Below are 15,681 nucleotides of genomic sequence, written 5' to 3'. Positions count from 1 at the left end.
AGAAACAGGAGGGGGAAATATCATGATGGAAAGTATGATAAGCGGCATTCTACAAGTTCTATTATTTTCAGTGATACCATTTATTTGGTGGTTTTTTACAGGGAGAAAAAAAGAACCCTTTCAAGCATGGCTTGGATTTCACAAGCCTATTATTACCCATAAAGGGACCTACTTTGCCTTATGCCTGTTAGCGATTGCTCTCTTTATTGTCCCTATACAAGCCCTTGTTTTCTTTTATATTGACAGCTCCTTACTCGCATCCAACCAATTTGCTGGTCTTGGGTGGGCAGGTATATTTCCCGCTCTATCTTATGCTATTATTCAAACGGGTTTATCAGAGGAGCTATTATTTCGTGGCTTTTTATTGAAAAGATTAGCTAAGTTGTTTGGTTTTCAAGTGGGAAATATCTTGCAAAGCCTTATGTTTGGCTGTATCCACGGAGCCATGCTAGGGTCGATGTTGCCTATTTTTGTGCTATTCCTTGTTGTGCTTGCGACGGCATTTGCAGGCTATATAATGGGCTGGCTAAATGAACGGCTATCAGGGGGCTCGATTTTAACAAGCTGGGCTATACATAGCATGGCTAATTTTTTAGCTGCTAATATGACGATGTTTCAAATTTTGTGAGGTATTTGCATTTCTCAGAGGGTGCTTGCATAATAAAGAGAGTTTGGTTATGGTGAGAAATTAGAAAGCAGGGGTCTAATGAATAGACTTACACTATTTACGCTAGCAATGGTCGCCTATTATATCGTGGCTGTTGTGCTGGTTAGCAAGCTAGTGATAATCCCTATTATGAAATTGATGCTATTCATGTTCTTTTTAGGGGCAGGTCTTATATTTGCACGTAAGATGCGTAAAAGATTACAGTAGGGGCACTATGCGAATCGTTCAATTAACGTTATTTTATTTAGCGATTATTCTAGTAGGAATGGCGCTTTTATGGTTATCTATTGCACTTACGATATTTGCTGGCATCGCACTTGCCATAATTTATCGTCATATACATATTGTCTATCGCACCAATAATATGAAGATGGCGGATAAATTGGTGAAACGCCGTCAAAAAGAGCCAATTTTTGCTGGGCTTTATGCAATGGCGTATGATACAAAGAAGAGTCGCTTTACGCAATGGATGCCATTATCCAGCTATGCTTATTGTTATATTACGGCACTAGAAGGCAGAACGGCTGATATGTGCAGTGATAAGTGGATGCACCCAACGATTGAAGCGGTCTATGCCTATACATTAAAGGATCAAGCAATGTTTCGGCAATTTGCTGATGCTAGCATTGAACAGGCTCGTGGCATGCAAAAGTATAGTTTAATCTGTAATTTTAAGCAGATGGAGCAAGTGATGATGAAGGCTACTTGATGGATGATCAGGTAGCCTATTGACGTTTCTCTAATAGAAACCCGCGTACAATCCCTAGGCTAAAGATGCCGCATAAGAACAAGAGAAATAGGTAGGCATGCCACTGTTGTAAAATACGATCATGTCCTAATGCGATGGTTAGGTCGTTTAATAGGGAATAGGTGAAGTATAGTAAAATACTATTTTTCATCAGGCAAAACGTAATAATGCCGTTTTGTCGCTGCTTATGTGAAAGTGGTGGCTTGTTGCGGCGCAGCACGGGATAAGCCGCTTTTATTTCTAAATAGTGTAACAGTAAAAAGAGCATAAGGGCAACAACGGGTAAATAAAAAATAGCCATTTTAGGACCAAGTTGGGCATGGTCACTTGTAAAGCTTTGTACTACAGGGATTGTGACAGGAAGCTTATGATATTGGATAAGTGTTGCTGTAATGCTAGCGAAGAAAATAATGGCCACGATGATTGTGAGCTGATGACAAAAGCGTGGCGTAGGTGTTTTTTGTTGGTGCTGCATCCATATCCCTCATTTCTATCCTCATTCAAAATAGCAATCTGTTATACTGTATCATAGAATAACCGTTTTTGGATGAGAGAAAGAAGGATTGCATGGAATACCTATTATTTTTAGTCATCGGTATCATCGGAAATATTATTGGCACATTGGTAGGTGGTGGTGGTTTAATTACCTTGCCGACGATGATGCTCATGGGTGTGCCTGTTCATTCGGCAATTGGTGCAAACAAGGTGTCCAATATGGTCAGTGCTTTTTCAAGCTTTTATACGATTTATCGTAGAAAAGAACTGGTGTGGGCAGAAATGCGGGCGGTTTTACTAGTGTCTTTAATTGGCGGTACTTGTGGTGGGCTTGTTGCCTCATTGATGAGCAGTCAGGCATTAACGCTAACTGCTATTCTGTTATTAGGCTTTGCCCTTGTAATGTCCTTTATGGGCTATGCTTGCCCCACAATGAATACAATAAATGGATGTTGCTGTGAGCTCCTTTCTCCTCAAACCCACACAAAAATAGTAGAATAGAAGAAACAAAATCGTGAAGGGGGAGGAGAGGGAAATGGCATTCTCGACAGAAAAACTAGACACGAACCACTGGACCTATAACGAATTCAAAGATATGGGCATTGCTTGTGGAAGGACGATTAAACGGGTGATTCGATCCATGCAGACACTTTCTAAACAGATGGGCGCATCCATTGCGAGTGCCAGTGCAGATAAAGCCGAAGCGAAAGCAATCTACCGTCTACTGGCAAATCCAAAAGTCACGCCCTCTGTCCTCTTACAAACACATCGAAAAGCAACGATGGCACACATCAAAAAACGAGAAGAATCTGTTATTTTAGTCGTGCAAGATACAACCACACTTAATTATACAGCTCACAAAAAGACAGAAGGATTGGGTGATTTTGGCGCAAGTCCCCATCATCAAGGACTTCTCCTTCATTCGGCTATTGCGGTGACGACAGATGGTATTCCCCTCGGTTTACTTGATCAATTTGTTTGGACACGTCCTGTAGAAGAACGAGGGAAACGGACAGCCAAACGACAGAGACCGATTGAAGCGAAGGAAAGTTACAAATGGTTAAAAAGTATGGATAATAGTTGCAAGAACCAACCAAAAGGAGTTCGTTACGTTCATGTTGGTGACCGTGAAGCCGATATCTATGAATTTTTTCAACATGCCCTCGAAAAAGAACAGGACTTCCTTGTGCGTGTTGTGCAAAATCGAAGAACAACAGAAGCCTGCAAATTAGTTGATGCAGTGAAGCAAACCCCTCCAGCAGGAAAAATTTGCGTAGAAATCCCACGAGATACACGCAGAAATTTGCCCAAACGACAGGCAACTTTAGCGATTCGGTTCAAGCATGTACACATGACGGCGCCAATGAATGGCTTGAAAACACCGAAGCAAAAGGCAACCATCGCCGTGTCCATTCTGCATGTACGAGAAGAAACTCCCTTGTCCAAATCAAAACCAATCGAATGGTATTTAATCACGAACCGAGCGGTGACTACACTGGAGGAAGCGATAGAAAAAGTGAGCTGGTATATACATCGCTGGAAGATTGAGCGATTTCATTACATTTTGAAAAGCGGCTGTAAGATAGAGGAGAAGCAGAATCGTACAGCCGAACGACTAGAAAAACAGCTACACGTGTACAGTATCATCGCTGTCCGAATCCTCGGCATGACTTACTTAGCAAGACAGCAACCAACAGCCTCCTGTGCGCCATTTCTAACCGAAGAGGAATGGCAGGTGCTCTATCGTATTTCGAATAAAACATCCACTCTCCCTTCTGTCCCACCAAGCATCAAAGAAGCCGTTGATTCCTTAGCCAAGATGGGCGGCTTCCTCGGACGGAAAGCAGATGGGGACCCGGGTGTCAAAGTCCTGTGGCGAGGATTCAACCGATTCTATACCGTACTTGAGTATTACCAACATCTCCTTCCATAATTAGGATATCTTGTGGGGCAAGCATAGCCTTTATGGGGGGGGGGGCGGATTTTGGGAATCAAGAGCGCTTTGTGATGAATCGGAAAAATGGCTCAATTTTGCTTGGCGTAGGGATTTATGACGGGATGTTTGGCCCTGGCAGTACCACGTTGGCACTTTATACATACGCATATGAAAAGATTGCCTATATAAAAGCAGTAGGACTATCACGTATCGGTGTCTTTGCGATGTGCGCAGGTGCAGCCATTACTTATATTGCAACTGGCAAAATTGAATGGTCGCTCACACTTACTTTAATGCTTGGCTCGGTGATTGGCGCACAAATTGGCATTGTCTTAGCAAGAAAGGTAAAAGCTAATCAAGTGAAGCTGTTACTACGCATTGTGACAGTTGTACTCATCGTGCAGCTTGTCTATGACTTTATCCATCAATTATAAAAGCTGGCTTCACTACAATTGAGGAAGCCAGCTTACTGTGCCATTATTTTTTTGTAATATAATGTTCACCAAGAATTTCTTTGAATGCATAAGCATCTGCTGCAAGGTTATCTTTGACAAAGCTTGTCACAGCAGCTTGGTCGAGCTCATACATTTCCTCGATTTCTTTTGAGAAAAGCAGCTCTTCTTTTGTCAGTAGATTGGCAAGGGAAGGTGGCTCTTGTGGCTGTAGCTCTTTGCCAAGCACTTGCTGTAATCCTTGTACATACATATCGAGCGGGCGACTGCCAACAATTTTCACGCCTTTATTTTCTTCGTTAATCATAATGATGGTAGGGAAGCCTCTTGCGCCAAGCTTGCCTGCAAGTACAAAGTCCTCGTTTAACATTTCATGGCCAATTAGGCTTTCCGCTTCTTCTACAATAGCTTTGCCATCAAGCCCCATTGCATCAATGATATTTGCTAATACAGCTAAGGCAGAAACATTTTGATTAAACAGAAAAAGCTCCTCTCTTGTGCGACGTAAATATTGATAGGCTTTGTCAGCCCCATAATTGTTATCAATAATTTTTAAGACACGGGATGCTGGAAAAGAAGATTGTACAGGGTTATCAATCATCACAGAGCCGTCAATAGGCATACGTGAATGCTGTCCAACCTCTCGCCAGTGTGGGGCAACATCTGCTGGCTTGTAAATACCATTCGCAGGATCGATGGGCCCATCATGCCATTTTTCTAATAATCCACCTAGCACCGTATGGAAATTGAAATAGTGCCCATATTGCGCTTGGAAGCGGCGCAAAACTGGCTCCAATGCCCAGCAATGTGAGCAAATAGGGTCTGTAACATAATAGACATTTGCTGTTTTGGCTGGTTGGCTGAAATCAACCATTTCGATGTCATCCTCGCCAGTAACACCACATATACCTGTTTGTAAATCACACATCATATTTTTATTAGTCATGGAAGTGCCTCCTCATTAGCGTATTCTATTTGCTTTCTAGCTTTATTGTAGTAATAATAAAAATAAAAAAATACCAATAGATGATGAGATATGTTGTTTACCCAACAGATTGGCAAAATTGTTGAAAAAGTAGGAGGGGCATGATGACGCAAGAAAAAATCGATCCTCGTGTGTTGCGTACAAGAAAATCTATTATGGATGCATTTATTGAGCTTTCCACTAAAAAGGAATTTAAAGATATAACGGTTAAAGATATTACAACAGAGGCTATGGTGAATCGTGCAACCTTTTATGCACATTTTGAAGATATTTATGATTTATTAGAAAAAGTGCTATCAGAAGTGTTTTTAATCAATTTAGATCACCGTATTTTGGCTGAAAATACATTCAATGAAGAAACAGTCGTCAGTATTTTTACAGCGATTACAAACTTTCAGCGCTCCCTATCGTCACGCTGTCATCGTGGCTATGAAGATACGATTGCCCGTATCATTAGAGATCAGCTGGACGTTATTTTTAATAAGCTGTTAGCTGCAAAGCACGCAGAAAAAGATGATGACATCGTTAAAAGAACGACAACTATGCTAAGCTGGGGGATATACGGTGCATCAGTAGAATGGCGAAAAAATAGTATGCATTTATCGCCTGAAGTGTTTATTAAAAAGGCAATTCCGTTTATTTTTACTGGGGTTGAACTTTCATATGTGGGAGGTGATGGGGATGTTTGAGGTAACACCATATCCAACCTTTTCATGGTCGCTATCACGCCATAAAACATTGACAGGCTGTGCGCGCAAATATGGCTATGAATACTATTTTTCACATAATGGCTGGCTTCGCTACAATGTTGAGCCATTTTATCAACATGTCTATCGTTTAAAAAAGCTCCAGCCAATGCCGATTTTATTTGGGCAAATTGTCCATCGTTTTATTGAGCAGGCGATTAATGATTACTTACAGACAGGCACAGTTCCTACGGTAGAGGAGCTAGTTCAATATGCGCGTGGACAGCTAAATGCAGCATTTATTGACTCAACACGTTATACAGAGCAATGGCGACAAAAGCCAACGAAATATTATATGATGCAGGAAATTTACTATTATGGTAAGCTCCAGCCTGCTGTTATTCAAGACTATAAAGAGCGTCTACAGCTTGTGTTTAATCATTTTTTAAGAAGTGAAACGTTCCAAGAAATTACCGCACGTAAAGGCTCCTTACGTATTGGCGAGCCTGAGCAGTTTCGCTCAATGAAAATGGATGGTATTCAAGTATTCGTTGTCATGGATTTCCATTATTATAATGAGCAAACGGATAAATGGGTCATTATCGACTGGAAAACAGGTGGAGAATCGGACGATGACCGCCAGCAATTAGCGCTGTATGCTTACTATGTGCAGCAAAAATATCGTGTATCACTAGCGCAAATTGAGGCTTATAATGAATATTTGCTAACAGGTAACCGTAAAAAATATCAATTTACAGATTTTGATATGGCGAATATTTTGCACACGTTTCAGTGCAGTGTGTTGGAAATGAAAAAATACCAAGCCGATATTTTTGCCAATGAGCCTGTAGACCTGGAGGACTTTGAGCCAACAAATGAACAATGGCAATGTCGTAGCTGTAATTTTAGAGAATTATGTAGGCAGTCATAAATAAAGCAGGGGTTAGGAAGAAAAGCCCTTGCTTTATTTTTTATGTTAATGGTCAATTTTTTTGAAAAAAGGATTGAATAGATATATTATTGAAAATATACTATTTTATGGATTTTAATCAAATGAAAAGTATTTATGAATAGCAGTCAATAGAACTATCAACGATTAACTTGATTAATTGGCCAAATGGCGTTCTACCTATAGTGGCTGTGGTAAGACAGAAAATAGGGCACTTGAGGGAGTAAGAGGTACTATGCGAAGAGGGCTTGTAGGTGGATCAATAAACGTTAACAGGTCACATCGAATGGATGTGGCTTTTTTATATAGGAGGTTGAAGGGAGGTGTAAAGAGAATGAAAAAAGTAACAAAGTCTATATCGTTTATGCATTAGTAAGTGGACATCCGTTTCATGAGATGATCGTAGGTTGCTTTAGCACATATGACAAGGCACAACAAGAAAAAGCACAGCATGCAATTGCCCGTATTCAAGAAATGGAGGTAAAGTAAAAGGTAGGATATTTTAAGTACAAGCATTGAAAAGGGTTTTGGTATTATGATAAAGATTGTTCCTGTTATAGAAATCGAGTGAGCAGGTAATAAGCCTATCATTTTACCAAATACCTTTAAAACGTTTATGGAAGGAAAATAAGACAATTTAGGTATTTTTGTAAATTGATGATAGATAACGATCGAATAAACAAGAAGAAATAGGACATTTTCTAAGACTTTTTTGAATTTTTTAGAAAATGCAGTTGAATTATTGGAAGGCGATAGTATAATAAAGGCATAGTTGCAATATGGTTAATAATTCCTTCATTATAGAGATTTAGTAGCTATATAGATGTAACTATAACTAAAATAAAAACTAGGGAAATGGGGAGATTTTATGATTAACATGATTCAATATTTAGAGCAAAATCCATCATTAGTGACATTGTTAAAAGAAAAAAAAGCTTCTCTAATCGGTATGACAGAACTAGAGCAAAAAGCGATTGTGGATTCGTTTAATGAAGATGGAGGCTTAGAAAGTACGATTTGGTATTAAATTCAAATAATAAACAATGGTTTTGGCTTGCTATAAGTCTATATTTAGTACTAGGCATATATTTACTAAATGTTACATATAGTGAGCCTGTTTTAAGTATGAAGGTACAAAAAAAAGATGGGCAATGGATTTTAACTGAGCCATATTACAAGGGATGGGCTGAGAAACATCACATTAAAACAGGTGACATTATTTTAGAAGTAAATGGAGTAAAAGTAGATTATATCGATGATTTAAAGTACGAACCTGTAATTCGGACTGCCAGAGAACTAGCTATCAAAAAACCTGATGGAGATATTATTACTTTAAAAGTAAGCCTATTCGATATACCTCAGCAATTTTATTATGTTTTAGTAGTTCCTTTTTGTTATTTTCTCCTTACATTGTCTATCACTTTATATTTATATTATAAACAAAAAAATACGATTCTTATAAATCTGTTAATTCTTTTCATTCTAACAATTTCTTTAGCTTATGTTAGCAGTGGAGCGGCTAGTCGATTAAATGTTGTAGGAATTATAATTAATCGAAGTAGTATGTTACTTTGTTTAGCAATATTAATACACTTTTTGAAGATATATTGAGAGTATAAAATATTTTGTGTAAATAGAAAATTCCATAGAAAAAGGAAGACCCTTTCTTGGTAGAATTAAGTCACCACAACCAATCCTAGAAAAGAGGTCTTCCCTATGAATCAGTTTACAACAGAAATTGTCGATGCACTAGTCAAAAAACAAGATATTACCGAGGTTTTTCGTTCGCACTTGGAAATGGCGATCAACTCGCTACTGGCGACAGAGCTGACGGAATTTTTGGATTACGAAAAATACGATCGTATCGGGTTCAACTCAGGCAATTCTCGCAATGGGTCTTATTCGCGTACACTTCACACGGAGTACGGCGATTTAACGCTTCAAATCCCGCGGGATCGCAACGGTGAGTTTAAACAACAGACAGTGGTACCATATAAGCGCTCGAACGATACGCTGGAAGAAACGGTCATTCACTTGTTCAAAAAAGGCATTACGATGGCGGAAATTGCGCAATTAATTGAGAAAATGTATGGGCATCACTATACGCCGCAAACGATTTCGAATATGACAAAGGCTGTTTCAGAAACGGTAGAAGCCTTTAATAACCGTCCTTTGCACAATCGTTACGTATGCGTGTATTTAGACGCGACGTATATTGCCGTGCGTCGTGATACGGTGTCAAAAGAGGCCGTCTATATTGCAGTTGGTATTCGTGAAGACGGCTCTAAAGAAGTGCTTGGCTATACGATTGCCCCAACAGAATCGGCCTACAACTGGCAGGAGCTACTACAAGAGCTCAAAGACCGTGGTGTAGAAGACGTACTTTTATTCGTATCAGACGGCTTAAAAGGCATGGCAGACGCTGTGTTTAATGTGTTTCCAAAGGCAAAATATCAGGTGTGCCTTGTCCATGTGGCACGCAATATCATGCATAAAGTCCGAGTAGAAGATCGCAAGGAAGTGTGCGAGGATTTTAAAACGATTCACCAGGCAAAGAACGCTGAAGCAGCGAAAAAAGCGCTCGAGACGTTCTGCGAAAAATGGGGCAAATCGTATAAAAAAGTCGCACAAGGCTTACTCGAAAACCCGTATTTACTGACGTTTTACGGCTTTCCCAAGGCGATTTGGCGAAGCATCTACTCGACGAATTTAATCGAGTCGTTCAATAAGCAAATCAAAAAATATACAAAGCGCAAGGAACAGTTCCCGAACGAAGAATCGTTGGAGCGCTTTTTAGTGACGCAGTTCGAAGACTATAATCAACGTTTCGCCACACGCTGCCACATCGGCTTCAATCAGGCCCGTGCAAAGCTAGAAGAAATGTTTGAGCAGCTGCACGAACCGGCAAACTAGACCGGGACGCGCCAGCGCGAAATTTGAGTGTGTAGGAAAGGGCTAGCCCTTTCCTACACACTCAAATCAACACTTCGAACAAGTACAATTGAATACACAGGTGATGAGTTCCCTTGAACGGGTGAATCGTCATTTACACAAAAATATTGACAGTACCGATATATTTTGAATTTATAAGTTTAAATATGAATTTAAAATGGTTATTTATTAGAAGAGTTAATATATTCTACATTTTTCCTATAATAGGTGTATTACTTAGTATTTTTGGCATTTTAAATCCTTCTATTCATTTTCAAAGTTCATACATTATTTTAGGACTATTTTTCTTTTTATTGTTAGTCATTTTAGGAATAATAATAGTAGGATATTTCAAATATAAAACTCCGCAATTAAAAATATTAATAAGTAGTATTATTATTCCATTTTTACCCTTTTTATTTCTTTATGCTTTACCACAAATTTTATTTAATAAGCAATTACTATCAGCCGATATATGTTCATTATTCTTAATGCTTATACCATTTAGCTTTATTTTCACACAGCTTACTGAGCGTATCTTTGATATGGAATATTATATTTCGAGGCTGCGCTATTATTTTAATTTTTCCTTTGTCTTTGCCCTTTGGCTATTACTAGGACTCTACTTTTTAACGGATTTACCAATGGCTCGCCTAACAGAGATTTTCTTTTTTTCGTTTCTTTCATTAATGGCGCTGTTTTACATAAAGGAACGCATTGATTATGGGAAGCGCAAGATTCTTTTCTCTACCAAAGGTGATTATATTCATCATCTGTATACCACTATTGATAGTATTGGTAGAGTGGTCAAAATTGAAGATTTGTTGGCGCGATTTGTGCAGGAAGTGGTGCTACAGCTTGAGGTTGAAAATGTTTCTATTCTGACCTACGATTTTCACACCCACCGCGTTACCTTAACCGATCAATCCCAAACATATATGCAGTACATTGATGAAGCCCTGTTGGAACGATTAAACTTAGGCGACATCCAAAAAACAGACTATTTTTACTTAGCCTTTATTCACCAAGATGCCCATTCTAAACGAATTCTTGTCATTGATCATCGTCAATCGATTTACCTGAAAGATGAGGAATTGCTCTGGTTGGAATTATTGCTATTGTACGTCAATAATTTTATTGAAAATACAAAAATGGTAGAGGATCTTTTACAGCAGCTCAAGCATATGAAAACAGCTGGTAATCAGGAGTTATCCTGGCTCAATAAATTACTATGGCTACGTTTTGAGGAAGAGAAATATCAATTGGCACAAGAACTGCATGATACGATTTTACAAGAACAACTTCATATCGCCAGGGAAGTCGATGCGCTGATCCATGCGAAGGACACAAAAGCAATCACGTCCCAGCTTGTGAAGGTGCATGAACAGATGGTAATTTCCTTAAATGATTTAAGAGGGTATTGTGAGAGTTTAAAGCCGCCATTATTGGATACATTGGGATTAAATGCAGCACTTGAAAAGCTTGTTCAAAAAATTAATAAGCGTGCTGATTTTCTGTTAATTTATACGATGGATCGTCTATATTTAGAGGATGAGCGTTTAAATTTAATGATTTATCGCCTGTTCCAAGAGCTATTAAACAATGCCCTCAAACATGCCTGTGCCGATACCGTTGAAGTGCATTTGCTTAGCACAGACGAAGGCTTTGAAATTCTCTATACAGATGATGGCATAGGCTGTAATATGGATGATCTTCTACGTGCTGACTCGATGGGTATTCGTGGTATGCAGGAGCGTGTTCAGGCGTTTAATGGGAAATTCACATTAGATACAAAAGTTGGAGAAGGGATGACAATTCACATTCGCGTAAGTGAAGGTTATCACCCGCAAGCTTATACATCTTAATCCCATCATCGTCTCTATGCATATAGGTGAGAAGGTCTTTATTTTATATCACCTTCAATCAAAATCGCCAGACATTGTACATTTTTTAGGGCTAGCCATAACGAAAGACCACCCCAAGAATGGGTGGTCTTTCGCTAGTTTTATTCTTCAACGGTTTCTGCAAACGATTTTCGGCCAGGGCTTATTTTATTAATGTGAATATCAATTTTGCTAATAGACTCTTTTGTTAGTGGAATTTTGCCATCCTCTTCTAGCCTTTTCCATGCCTTGACATCGGAGCGGTATAGATATTCAGATAAACGAAATACATCCACGTCCATTTTTAGACCTTCTTCAAAGGTATTTACTATTTCTTTTTTGATTTCTGCTGCCACTTTTTCTCGTACCTCATCAGATGTGAGCCTGCCTTTAAAGCCATTTAAAATCACATTGAATTTCAAGAATACCTCAAATGTTGCTTGCTTGTTGCGAACAATGGGCTTTACCTTCACACTTAATTTTTTTATATCAACCGTTAAATAATCCTGTTCGCTATCATCTAGTAGGACTGTGATTTCTCCTTGCTGTGTTTCATCGCTCATCCATTCAATACCACGGGCACTTTTTCCTTCGATAAAGCCTTTGAAACTGTCTTTCGTTAAAATACCGACACCTGCAAAACTAGTTTCTGTTGTTTGTTCTTCCGCTGTTTTCCAGCTTTTATTGAGCGTGATATAGGGAATACTCACCTCGTAGCTCGGCTCGTTTAAACCAATGACAAGCTGTCTTAAATTAACAGGATCGACAAATGAATCTTGTTTTGTAATATTTTCAGGGTTACTTAGCTTTGCACTGGTTGGTGAGCGTTTTAATAATGGCGGCACTAATAATATGTCTTCGATTGGGTCTTGTGTACAATAGACCCAAATTTGATACCGAGTTTCTCGAAAGCGTAAAAAAGTATCAACTACTGAAATAGCATGCTCATTTTCCAAGGCTTTCTTTGATAAAAGAAGAAATGTCATATGCCCCCAAAATACTTCCAGATCCATCGACCGGTATAATTTATAGATAGCTTCCTCTATTGTTTTCCCTCTTGCTTGACCAATTTCAGTAGGGGCAGCCTCTGGATTCGCCTGGTCTGTTTTTACAACAGTGGCAAAGTTGATGACTTGTAAATAAGTGATATATTCACCATCCTTATAATCAACACCAACACCCTGTACATAATACATTCGCTGTGGCTCTGCTACATCCCAACAGCCTGTTAGCAATAATGTAGTAGCTAGCATAAAAGTAACAATCACTATATTTTTTTTGTGCATATGTCTCCCTACTTTTTTTGAAGTTCATGTACCCTAGTGTGGACTAAAAATATATGTATTATAAGTAAAATAGCGATGACTTAAAGAAAATATAGGGTGAGCCAGGAAAGCTTATTGTGTTATTTTTTTAATATAAGCATGAAAATCCGCGTTAACTTCTGTAGCAAAGGTCATAGCACAAGGCGTCATGCATGACCGATGCTTGCGAAAGCTAAAGCGGATTTCTAACATGCTAAAGATGGGTGATGCAGATACATCTATTTAATGGAAATACTTTTCAACTCGTTGAACAACGTCATTTGCTGAAAGTCCATCAGCATCAATCACAGGTCCATCTATTACAGGATTACTCATTCCCATGATATCGCGATCCTGTCCTGTAATAATGCAAGCATCACATTTTTTAGCATCCTCTTCATTGCGTAGTTGAATCACCTCAAAGCCCTTTGCCTTTAAAGCATTCTCAATATTGGATAAGGATTGTTCAATACCAATAATTTTAGACATCATTTATCCACCTCCTATAACTAATGTGCCATTTCCTATTGCTTCTTATGCATAGAATAAAGCGGCTTAGTTTACATCACCTAAATAAATCGCTGTTTTTTGTCCCTGTCTATATTGTTGTAGTTGGGGAATAAGAGCTTTTGGATATAGTCGGTAGCTAGCCAGCTGGTCCAAAGATATCCATTCTATACCGACTTGATGGCAATCAGGCTGGATGGGCTGATGTGTCATGTCATTTAATTGACATAAAAAATAATATTCTACTTGATGAACATTTGCGTCAAATGCGGTATGTTCATGGTTTTTGCCAATATATTCTCGAATAAAAAGCAACTCACCGATGGCAACGGAAGCACCAATTTCTTCAAGGCATTCTCGTTGGAGTGTGGCATGAAATGTTTCTCCATGCTCCTGTCCACCTCCGGGACAAAGATAAAAATAGCCTTCTGCATCTTGATTTTTTGTTAATAATAGATGATCGTCCACGATCAGTATAGCTTTTACAGAATTTCTAATCATTTATCAATCGCCTCACTTATTTGTAATGGTATGACTAAAATGTGTATGGAATGTCTAGCTTAGTAAAAAGGGAGGATGAGGTATGTATTCCATCGCCAATTTTAAAATACTTGTTGACAAGCAAGCAGAAATAGATAAAATTTATCAACAGTGTACGCATATCATTGAATCGACGGTTACACCAAAATTACAGGCAGAGGTTGACCGCTTGCTGAAGCTAATAGAAGATAAGCTATCAAAGCAGGGCTTTACGGTGACCAAGACATCCACGGGCTTAATTGCCAATTATCAAGAGGCAACGATTAATGTGGATAAGCATTCAAAAAATTTAGAGGAATGGTTTTACATTAACTTAAATAGCTATGCAAAGGATCAAGTAGGCATTGTATTAGATATGTCACCTATTATGATGCCAAGAATATCCAATCAACTAGATGGATATACAGATATTATTGAGCAAATGACCGATACACTAAAGCAAGCGAAAAGCCTACAAAAAGCTTGCACAAATCCAACATTTATTTATAAAACACAAGGTAATAAAGTGTTTCAGTCAGCGCAGGACGTAGTGGATTATTATTTTCAAGCATAGCACAAGGCAATAGCAGGACAAACGACGAGCACGGTTTGTCCTATTCTTTTTTAATAGAGAACGATAACTGAAAATAGAGGGTGCTTCCTGACTATATTTGTTAAAATCTCTAAGTATAAGGCTATATTTCATAGATATTTAATGAAAAATTGATATATTCAAGAGTATAGGTAATTTGTAAGGATGATTACTTACCTTAATTTGGTGAATAAATAATAAATTAGATGGAGTTTTGTCGTAACTATTTTCGGTTATAGTGCTAATATGAGCATTAATTCATTCCATTATTAAAAAGCTATAGGTGAGGGGCTGGGTGACATGGAGCAATATAGCACAGCTTATTTTCAAAAGCTAGATTTATTAGCAAGTTTATATGCAGGGCAGGCCGCATTAAAAGATTCCATACCGACTGAGAAAATCAATCAACTGGAGCGCTATCGACAAATTGAAGCGGCGATTGCTAAGCTAAATAATGAAATTCGACTGATTGAACGAACGATTTTACGATCCTCTCGTTCTATGGAAAATTGTTAATAGTCGCTCAACATATGCACATACATTTTCCATTAAAAAAGAAGCTCACGTTTAGGAGCTTCTTTTCTATCTATCTATTGAACAAGTGCCAGTAGAAATTGATCGCGATCTGTTTCTTCCTGCATTTTACTATCTACTAGCATCGCTCCAGATTGCACGTTGCTCATCTCACTATCTACAAGAAATTGGACATTGACCTTTGCGACTTTTTTGTTAATAGTGCAATCTCCCTCGAATTCAACAACGTCCTGTCCCTTTTGTGTTTCAAAATAGACCCAATATGGATTTTCACAGGCAGAGGCAAAGGCATCCTCTAATGTTTTTGTGTTCTCTTCATAAGAATAATTTTTTACATATGTAATGTATTCATTGTCTGTTATATCTTTTTGTGGACCATAGAAGTACCAAAATATCCCTAAAATTGCAATAGGTATAATCCATAATATATTCCTTTTACTTAATTTTCTCATTGCAGCATCCCCCTTTATAAGCATATTTTAACACCATTCTG

Annotated in this window: 20 protein-coding genes; 14 read left to right on the top strand and 6 right to left on the bottom strand. The window is 38.4% G+C overall.

Annotation, left to right across the window (positions count from 1 at the left end; translation table 11 throughout):
• Positions 1 to 22: 22 nt before the first annotated feature.
• From ADM90_RS15260 to ADM90_RS15255, 3 genes are all read left to right on the top strand, one after another.
• A complete protein-coding gene (locus ADM90_RS15260; RefSeq protein ID WP_053995812.1) occupies positions 23 to 628 on the top strand; it encodes a CPBP family intramembrane glutamic endopeptidase in 606 nt (201 codons plus the stop codon).
• Between the two features lie 78 nt (positions 629 to 706).
• Entirely contained in the window at positions 707 to 874 is a 168-nt protein-coding gene (locus ADM90_RS24725; protein WP_162838608.1) for a hypothetical protein, read from the top strand.
• A gap of 7 nt (positions 875 to 881) precedes the next feature.
• On the top strand, positions 882 to 1,376 hold the full coding sequence (locus ADM90_RS15255) for a hypothetical protein (RefSeq protein WP_053995811.1): 495 nt from the start codon (positions 882 to 884) through the stop codon (positions 1,374 to 1,376).
• A 16-nt stretch (positions 1,377 to 1,392) separates the two neighbouring features.
• Here ADM90_RS15255 and ADM90_RS15250 read toward each other — a convergent pair whose 3' ends face one another.
• Entirely contained in the window at positions 1,393 to 1,890 is a 498-nt protein-coding gene (locus tag ADM90_RS15250) for a hypothetical protein (protein ID WP_053995810.1), read from the bottom strand.
• Between the two features lie 92 nt (positions 1,891 to 1,982).
• Here ADM90_RS15250 and ADM90_RS15245 point away from each other — a divergent pair, with 92 nt between their 5' ends.
• From ADM90_RS15245 to ADM90_RS15235, 3 genes are all read left to right on the top strand, one after another.
• Entirely contained in the window at positions 1,983 to 2,411 is a 429-nt protein-coding gene (locus ADM90_RS15245) for a sulfite exporter TauE/SafE family protein (RefSeq protein WP_235473599.1), read from the top strand.
• 34 nt (positions 2,412 to 2,445) lie between these two features.
• Positions 2,446 to 3,843 (top strand): IS4 family transposase, encoded by a 1,398-nt coding sequence (locus ADM90_RS15240; protein ID WP_053993516.1) that lies wholly within the window; start codon positions 2,446 to 2,448, stop codon positions 3,841 to 3,843.
• 74 nt (positions 3,844 to 3,917) lie between these two features.
• Positions 3,918 to 4,280: a sulfite exporter TauE/SafE family protein gene (locus tag ADM90_RS15235; protein WP_235473597.1), complete on the top strand. Its 363-nt coding sequence runs from the start codon at positions 3,918 to 3,920 to the stop codon at positions 4,278 to 4,280.
• A gap of 43 nt (positions 4,281 to 4,323) precedes the next feature.
• Here the strand turns inward: ADM90_RS15235 and ADM90_RS15230 are convergent, their stop codons facing one another.
• Positions 4,324 to 5,244, bottom strand: coding sequence for a DsbA family oxidoreductase (locus ADM90_RS15230; RefSeq protein WP_053995809.1), 921 nt, complete (start codon positions 5,242 to 5,244; stop codon positions 4,324 to 4,326).
• A 143-nt stretch (positions 5,245 to 5,387) separates the two neighbouring features.
• Between ADM90_RS15230 and ADM90_RS15225 the strand changes: the two genes are divergently transcribed.
• The 6 genes from ADM90_RS15225 to ADM90_RS15200 all read left to right on the top strand — a co-directional run bounded on the left by ADM90_RS15225 (position 5,388) and on the right by ADM90_RS15200 (position 11,714).
• Entirely contained in the window at positions 5,388 to 5,972 is a 585-nt protein-coding gene (locus ADM90_RS15225; protein ID WP_053995808.1) for a TetR/AcrR family transcriptional regulator, read from the top strand.
• Positions 5,965 to 6,900: a PD-(D/E)XK nuclease family protein gene (locus ADM90_RS15220; RefSeq protein ID WP_083448575.1), complete on the top strand. Its 936-nt coding sequence runs from the start codon at positions 5,965 to 5,967 to the stop codon at positions 6,898 to 6,900. Before ADM90_RS15225 ends, ADM90_RS15220 begins: the two co-directional genes overlap by 8 nt.
• 886 nt (positions 6,901 to 7,786) lie before the next feature.
• Entirely contained in the window at positions 7,787 to 7,945 is a 159-nt protein-coding gene (gene comX, locus ADM90_RS15215; RefSeq protein ID WP_053995807.1) for a competence pheromone ComX, read from the top strand.
• Positions 7,936 to 8,529 (top strand): PDZ domain-containing protein, encoded by a 594-nt coding sequence (locus tag ADM90_RS15210; protein ID WP_053995806.1) that lies wholly within the window; start codon positions 7,936 to 7,938, stop codon positions 8,527 to 8,529. The genes comX and ADM90_RS15210 overlap by 10 nt, the downstream gene beginning before the upstream one ends.
• A gap of 105 nt (positions 8,530 to 8,634) precedes the next feature.
• On the top strand, positions 8,635 to 9,831 hold the full coding sequence (locus ADM90_RS15205; RefSeq protein ID WP_053993757.1) for an IS256 family transposase: 1,197 nt from the start codon (positions 8,635 to 8,637) through the stop codon (positions 9,829 to 9,831).
• 332 nt (positions 9,832 to 10,163) lie between these two features.
• Entirely contained in the window at positions 10,164 to 11,714 is a 1,551-nt protein-coding gene (locus ADM90_RS15200; RefSeq protein ID WP_412176993.1) for a sensor histidine kinase, read from the top strand.
• 140 nt (positions 11,715 to 11,854) lie between these two features.
• Here the strand turns inward: ADM90_RS15200 and ADM90_RS15195 are convergent, their stop codons facing one another.
• The 3 genes from ADM90_RS15195 to ADM90_RS15185 form a co-directional block, all read right to left on the bottom strand.
• Positions 11,855 to 13,018 (bottom strand): Ger(x)C family spore germination protein, encoded by a 1,164-nt coding sequence (locus ADM90_RS15195; RefSeq protein ID WP_053995805.1) that lies wholly within the window; start codon positions 13,016 to 13,018, stop codon positions 11,855 to 11,857.
• Positions 13,019 to 13,279: 261 nt separating this feature from the next.
• A complete protein-coding gene (locus ADM90_RS15190) occupies positions 13,280 to 13,525 on the bottom strand; it encodes a YkuS family protein (protein ID WP_053996695.1) in 246 nt (81 codons plus the stop codon).
• A 66-nt stretch (positions 13,526 to 13,591) separates the two neighbouring features.
• Positions 13,592 to 14,044 carry an NUDIX domain-containing protein gene (locus ADM90_RS15185; RefSeq protein WP_053995804.1) on the bottom strand — a complete coding sequence of 151 codons (453 nt, stop codon included), beginning with the start codon at positions 14,042 to 14,044 and terminating at the stop codon, positions 13,592 to 13,594.
• A gap of 82 nt (positions 14,045 to 14,126) precedes the next feature.
• On the opposite strand from ADM90_RS15185, the gene ADM90_RS15180 reads away from it, so the two are divergent.
• Both ADM90_RS15180 and ADM90_RS15175 read left to right on the top strand, forming a co-directional pair.
• Positions 14,127 to 14,636 carry a hypothetical protein gene (locus tag ADM90_RS15180; RefSeq protein WP_053995803.1) on the top strand — a complete coding sequence of 170 codons (510 nt, stop codon included), beginning with the start codon at positions 14,127 to 14,129 and terminating at the stop codon, positions 14,634 to 14,636.
• 318 nt (positions 14,637 to 14,954) lie between these two features.
• Positions 14,955 to 15,170: a hypothetical protein gene (locus ADM90_RS15175; protein ID WP_053995802.1), complete on the top strand. Its 216-nt coding sequence runs from the start codon at positions 14,955 to 14,957 to the stop codon at positions 15,168 to 15,170.
• Positions 15,171 to 15,244: 74 nt separating this feature from the next.
• Here the strand turns inward: ADM90_RS15175 and ADM90_RS15170 are convergent, their stop codons facing one another.
• Positions 15,245 to 15,640: a hypothetical protein gene (locus ADM90_RS15170; RefSeq protein ID WP_053995801.1), complete on the bottom strand. Its 396-nt coding sequence runs from the start codon at positions 15,638 to 15,640 to the stop codon at positions 15,245 to 15,247.
• Positions 15,641 to 15,681 lie beyond the last annotated feature (41 nt).

Source organism: Lysinibacillus macroides, from assembly GCF_001281525.1.
Taxonomy (GTDB): domain Bacteria; phylum Bacillota; class Bacilli; order Bacillales_A; family Planococcaceae; genus Lysinibacillus; species Lysinibacillus macroides.
Note: the sequence above shows the minus strand (reverse complement) of the source record. Positions and strands in the feature narration are given on the sequence as shown.

Excerpts from the sequence above, each read along its gene's own strand:
- ADM90_RS15260 (WP_053995812.1), top strand. The coding sequence starts at position 23 with ATGATGGAAAGTATGATAAGCGGCATTCTACAAGTTCTATTATTTTCA.
- ADM90_RS24725 (WP_162838608.1), top strand. The coding sequence starts at position 707 with ATGAATAGACTTACACTATTTACGCTAGCAATGGTCGCCTATTATATC.
- ADM90_RS15255 (WP_053995811.1), top strand. The coding sequence starts at position 882 with ATGCGAATCGTTCAATTAACGTTATTTTATTTAGCGATTATTCTAGTA.
- ADM90_RS15250 (WP_053995810.1), bottom strand. The coding sequence starts at position 1,890 with ATGCAGCACCAACAAAAAACACCTACGCCACGCTTTTGTCATCAGCTC.
- ADM90_RS15245 (WP_235473599.1), top strand. The coding sequence starts at position 1,983 with ATGGAATACCTATTATTTTTAGTCATCGGTATCATCGGAAATATTATT.
- ADM90_RS15240 (WP_053993516.1), top strand. The coding sequence starts at position 2,446 with ATGGCATTCTCGACAGAAAAACTAGACACGAACCACTGGACCTATAAC.
- ADM90_RS15235 (WP_235473597.1), top strand. The coding sequence starts at position 3,918 with ATGAATCGGAAAAATGGCTCAATTTTGCTTGGCGTAGGGATTTATGAC.
- ADM90_RS15230 (WP_053995809.1), bottom strand. The coding sequence starts at position 5,244 with ATGACTAATAAAAATATGATGTGTGATTTACAAACAGGTATATGTGGT.
- ADM90_RS15225 (WP_053995808.1), top strand. The coding sequence starts at position 5,388 with ATGACGCAAGAAAAAATCGATCCTCGTGTGTTGCGTACAAGAAAATCT.
- ADM90_RS15220 (WP_083448575.1), top strand. The coding sequence starts at position 5,965 with ATGTTTGAGGTAACACCATATCCAACCTTTTCATGGTCGCTATCACGC.
- comX (WP_053995807.1), top strand. The coding sequence starts at position 7,787 with ATGATTAACATGATTCAATATTTAGAGCAAAATCCATCATTAGTGACA.
- ADM90_RS15205 (WP_053993757.1), top strand. The coding sequence starts at position 8,635 with ATGAATCAGTTTACAACAGAAATTGTCGATGCACTAGTCAAAAAACAA.
- ADM90_RS15195 (WP_053995805.1), bottom strand. The coding sequence starts at position 13,018 with ATGCACAAAAAAAATATAGTGATTGTTACTTTTATGCTAGCTACTACA.
- ADM90_RS15190 (WP_053996695.1), bottom strand. The coding sequence starts at position 13,525 with ATGTCTAAAATTATTGGTATTGAACAATCCTTATCCAATATTGAGAAT.
- ADM90_RS15185 (WP_053995804.1), bottom strand. The coding sequence starts at position 14,044 with ATGATTAGAAATTCTGTAAAAGCTATACTGATCGTGGACGATCATCTA.
- ADM90_RS15180 (WP_053995803.1), top strand. The coding sequence starts at position 14,127 with ATGTATTCCATCGCCAATTTTAAAATACTTGTTGACAAGCAAGCAGAA.
- ADM90_RS15175 (WP_053995802.1), top strand. The coding sequence starts at position 14,955 with ATGGAGCAATATAGCACAGCTTATTTTCAAAAGCTAGATTTATTAGCA.
- ADM90_RS15170 (WP_053995801.1), bottom strand. The coding sequence starts at position 15,640 with ATGAGAAAATTAAGTAAAAGGAATATATTATGGATTATACCTATTGCA.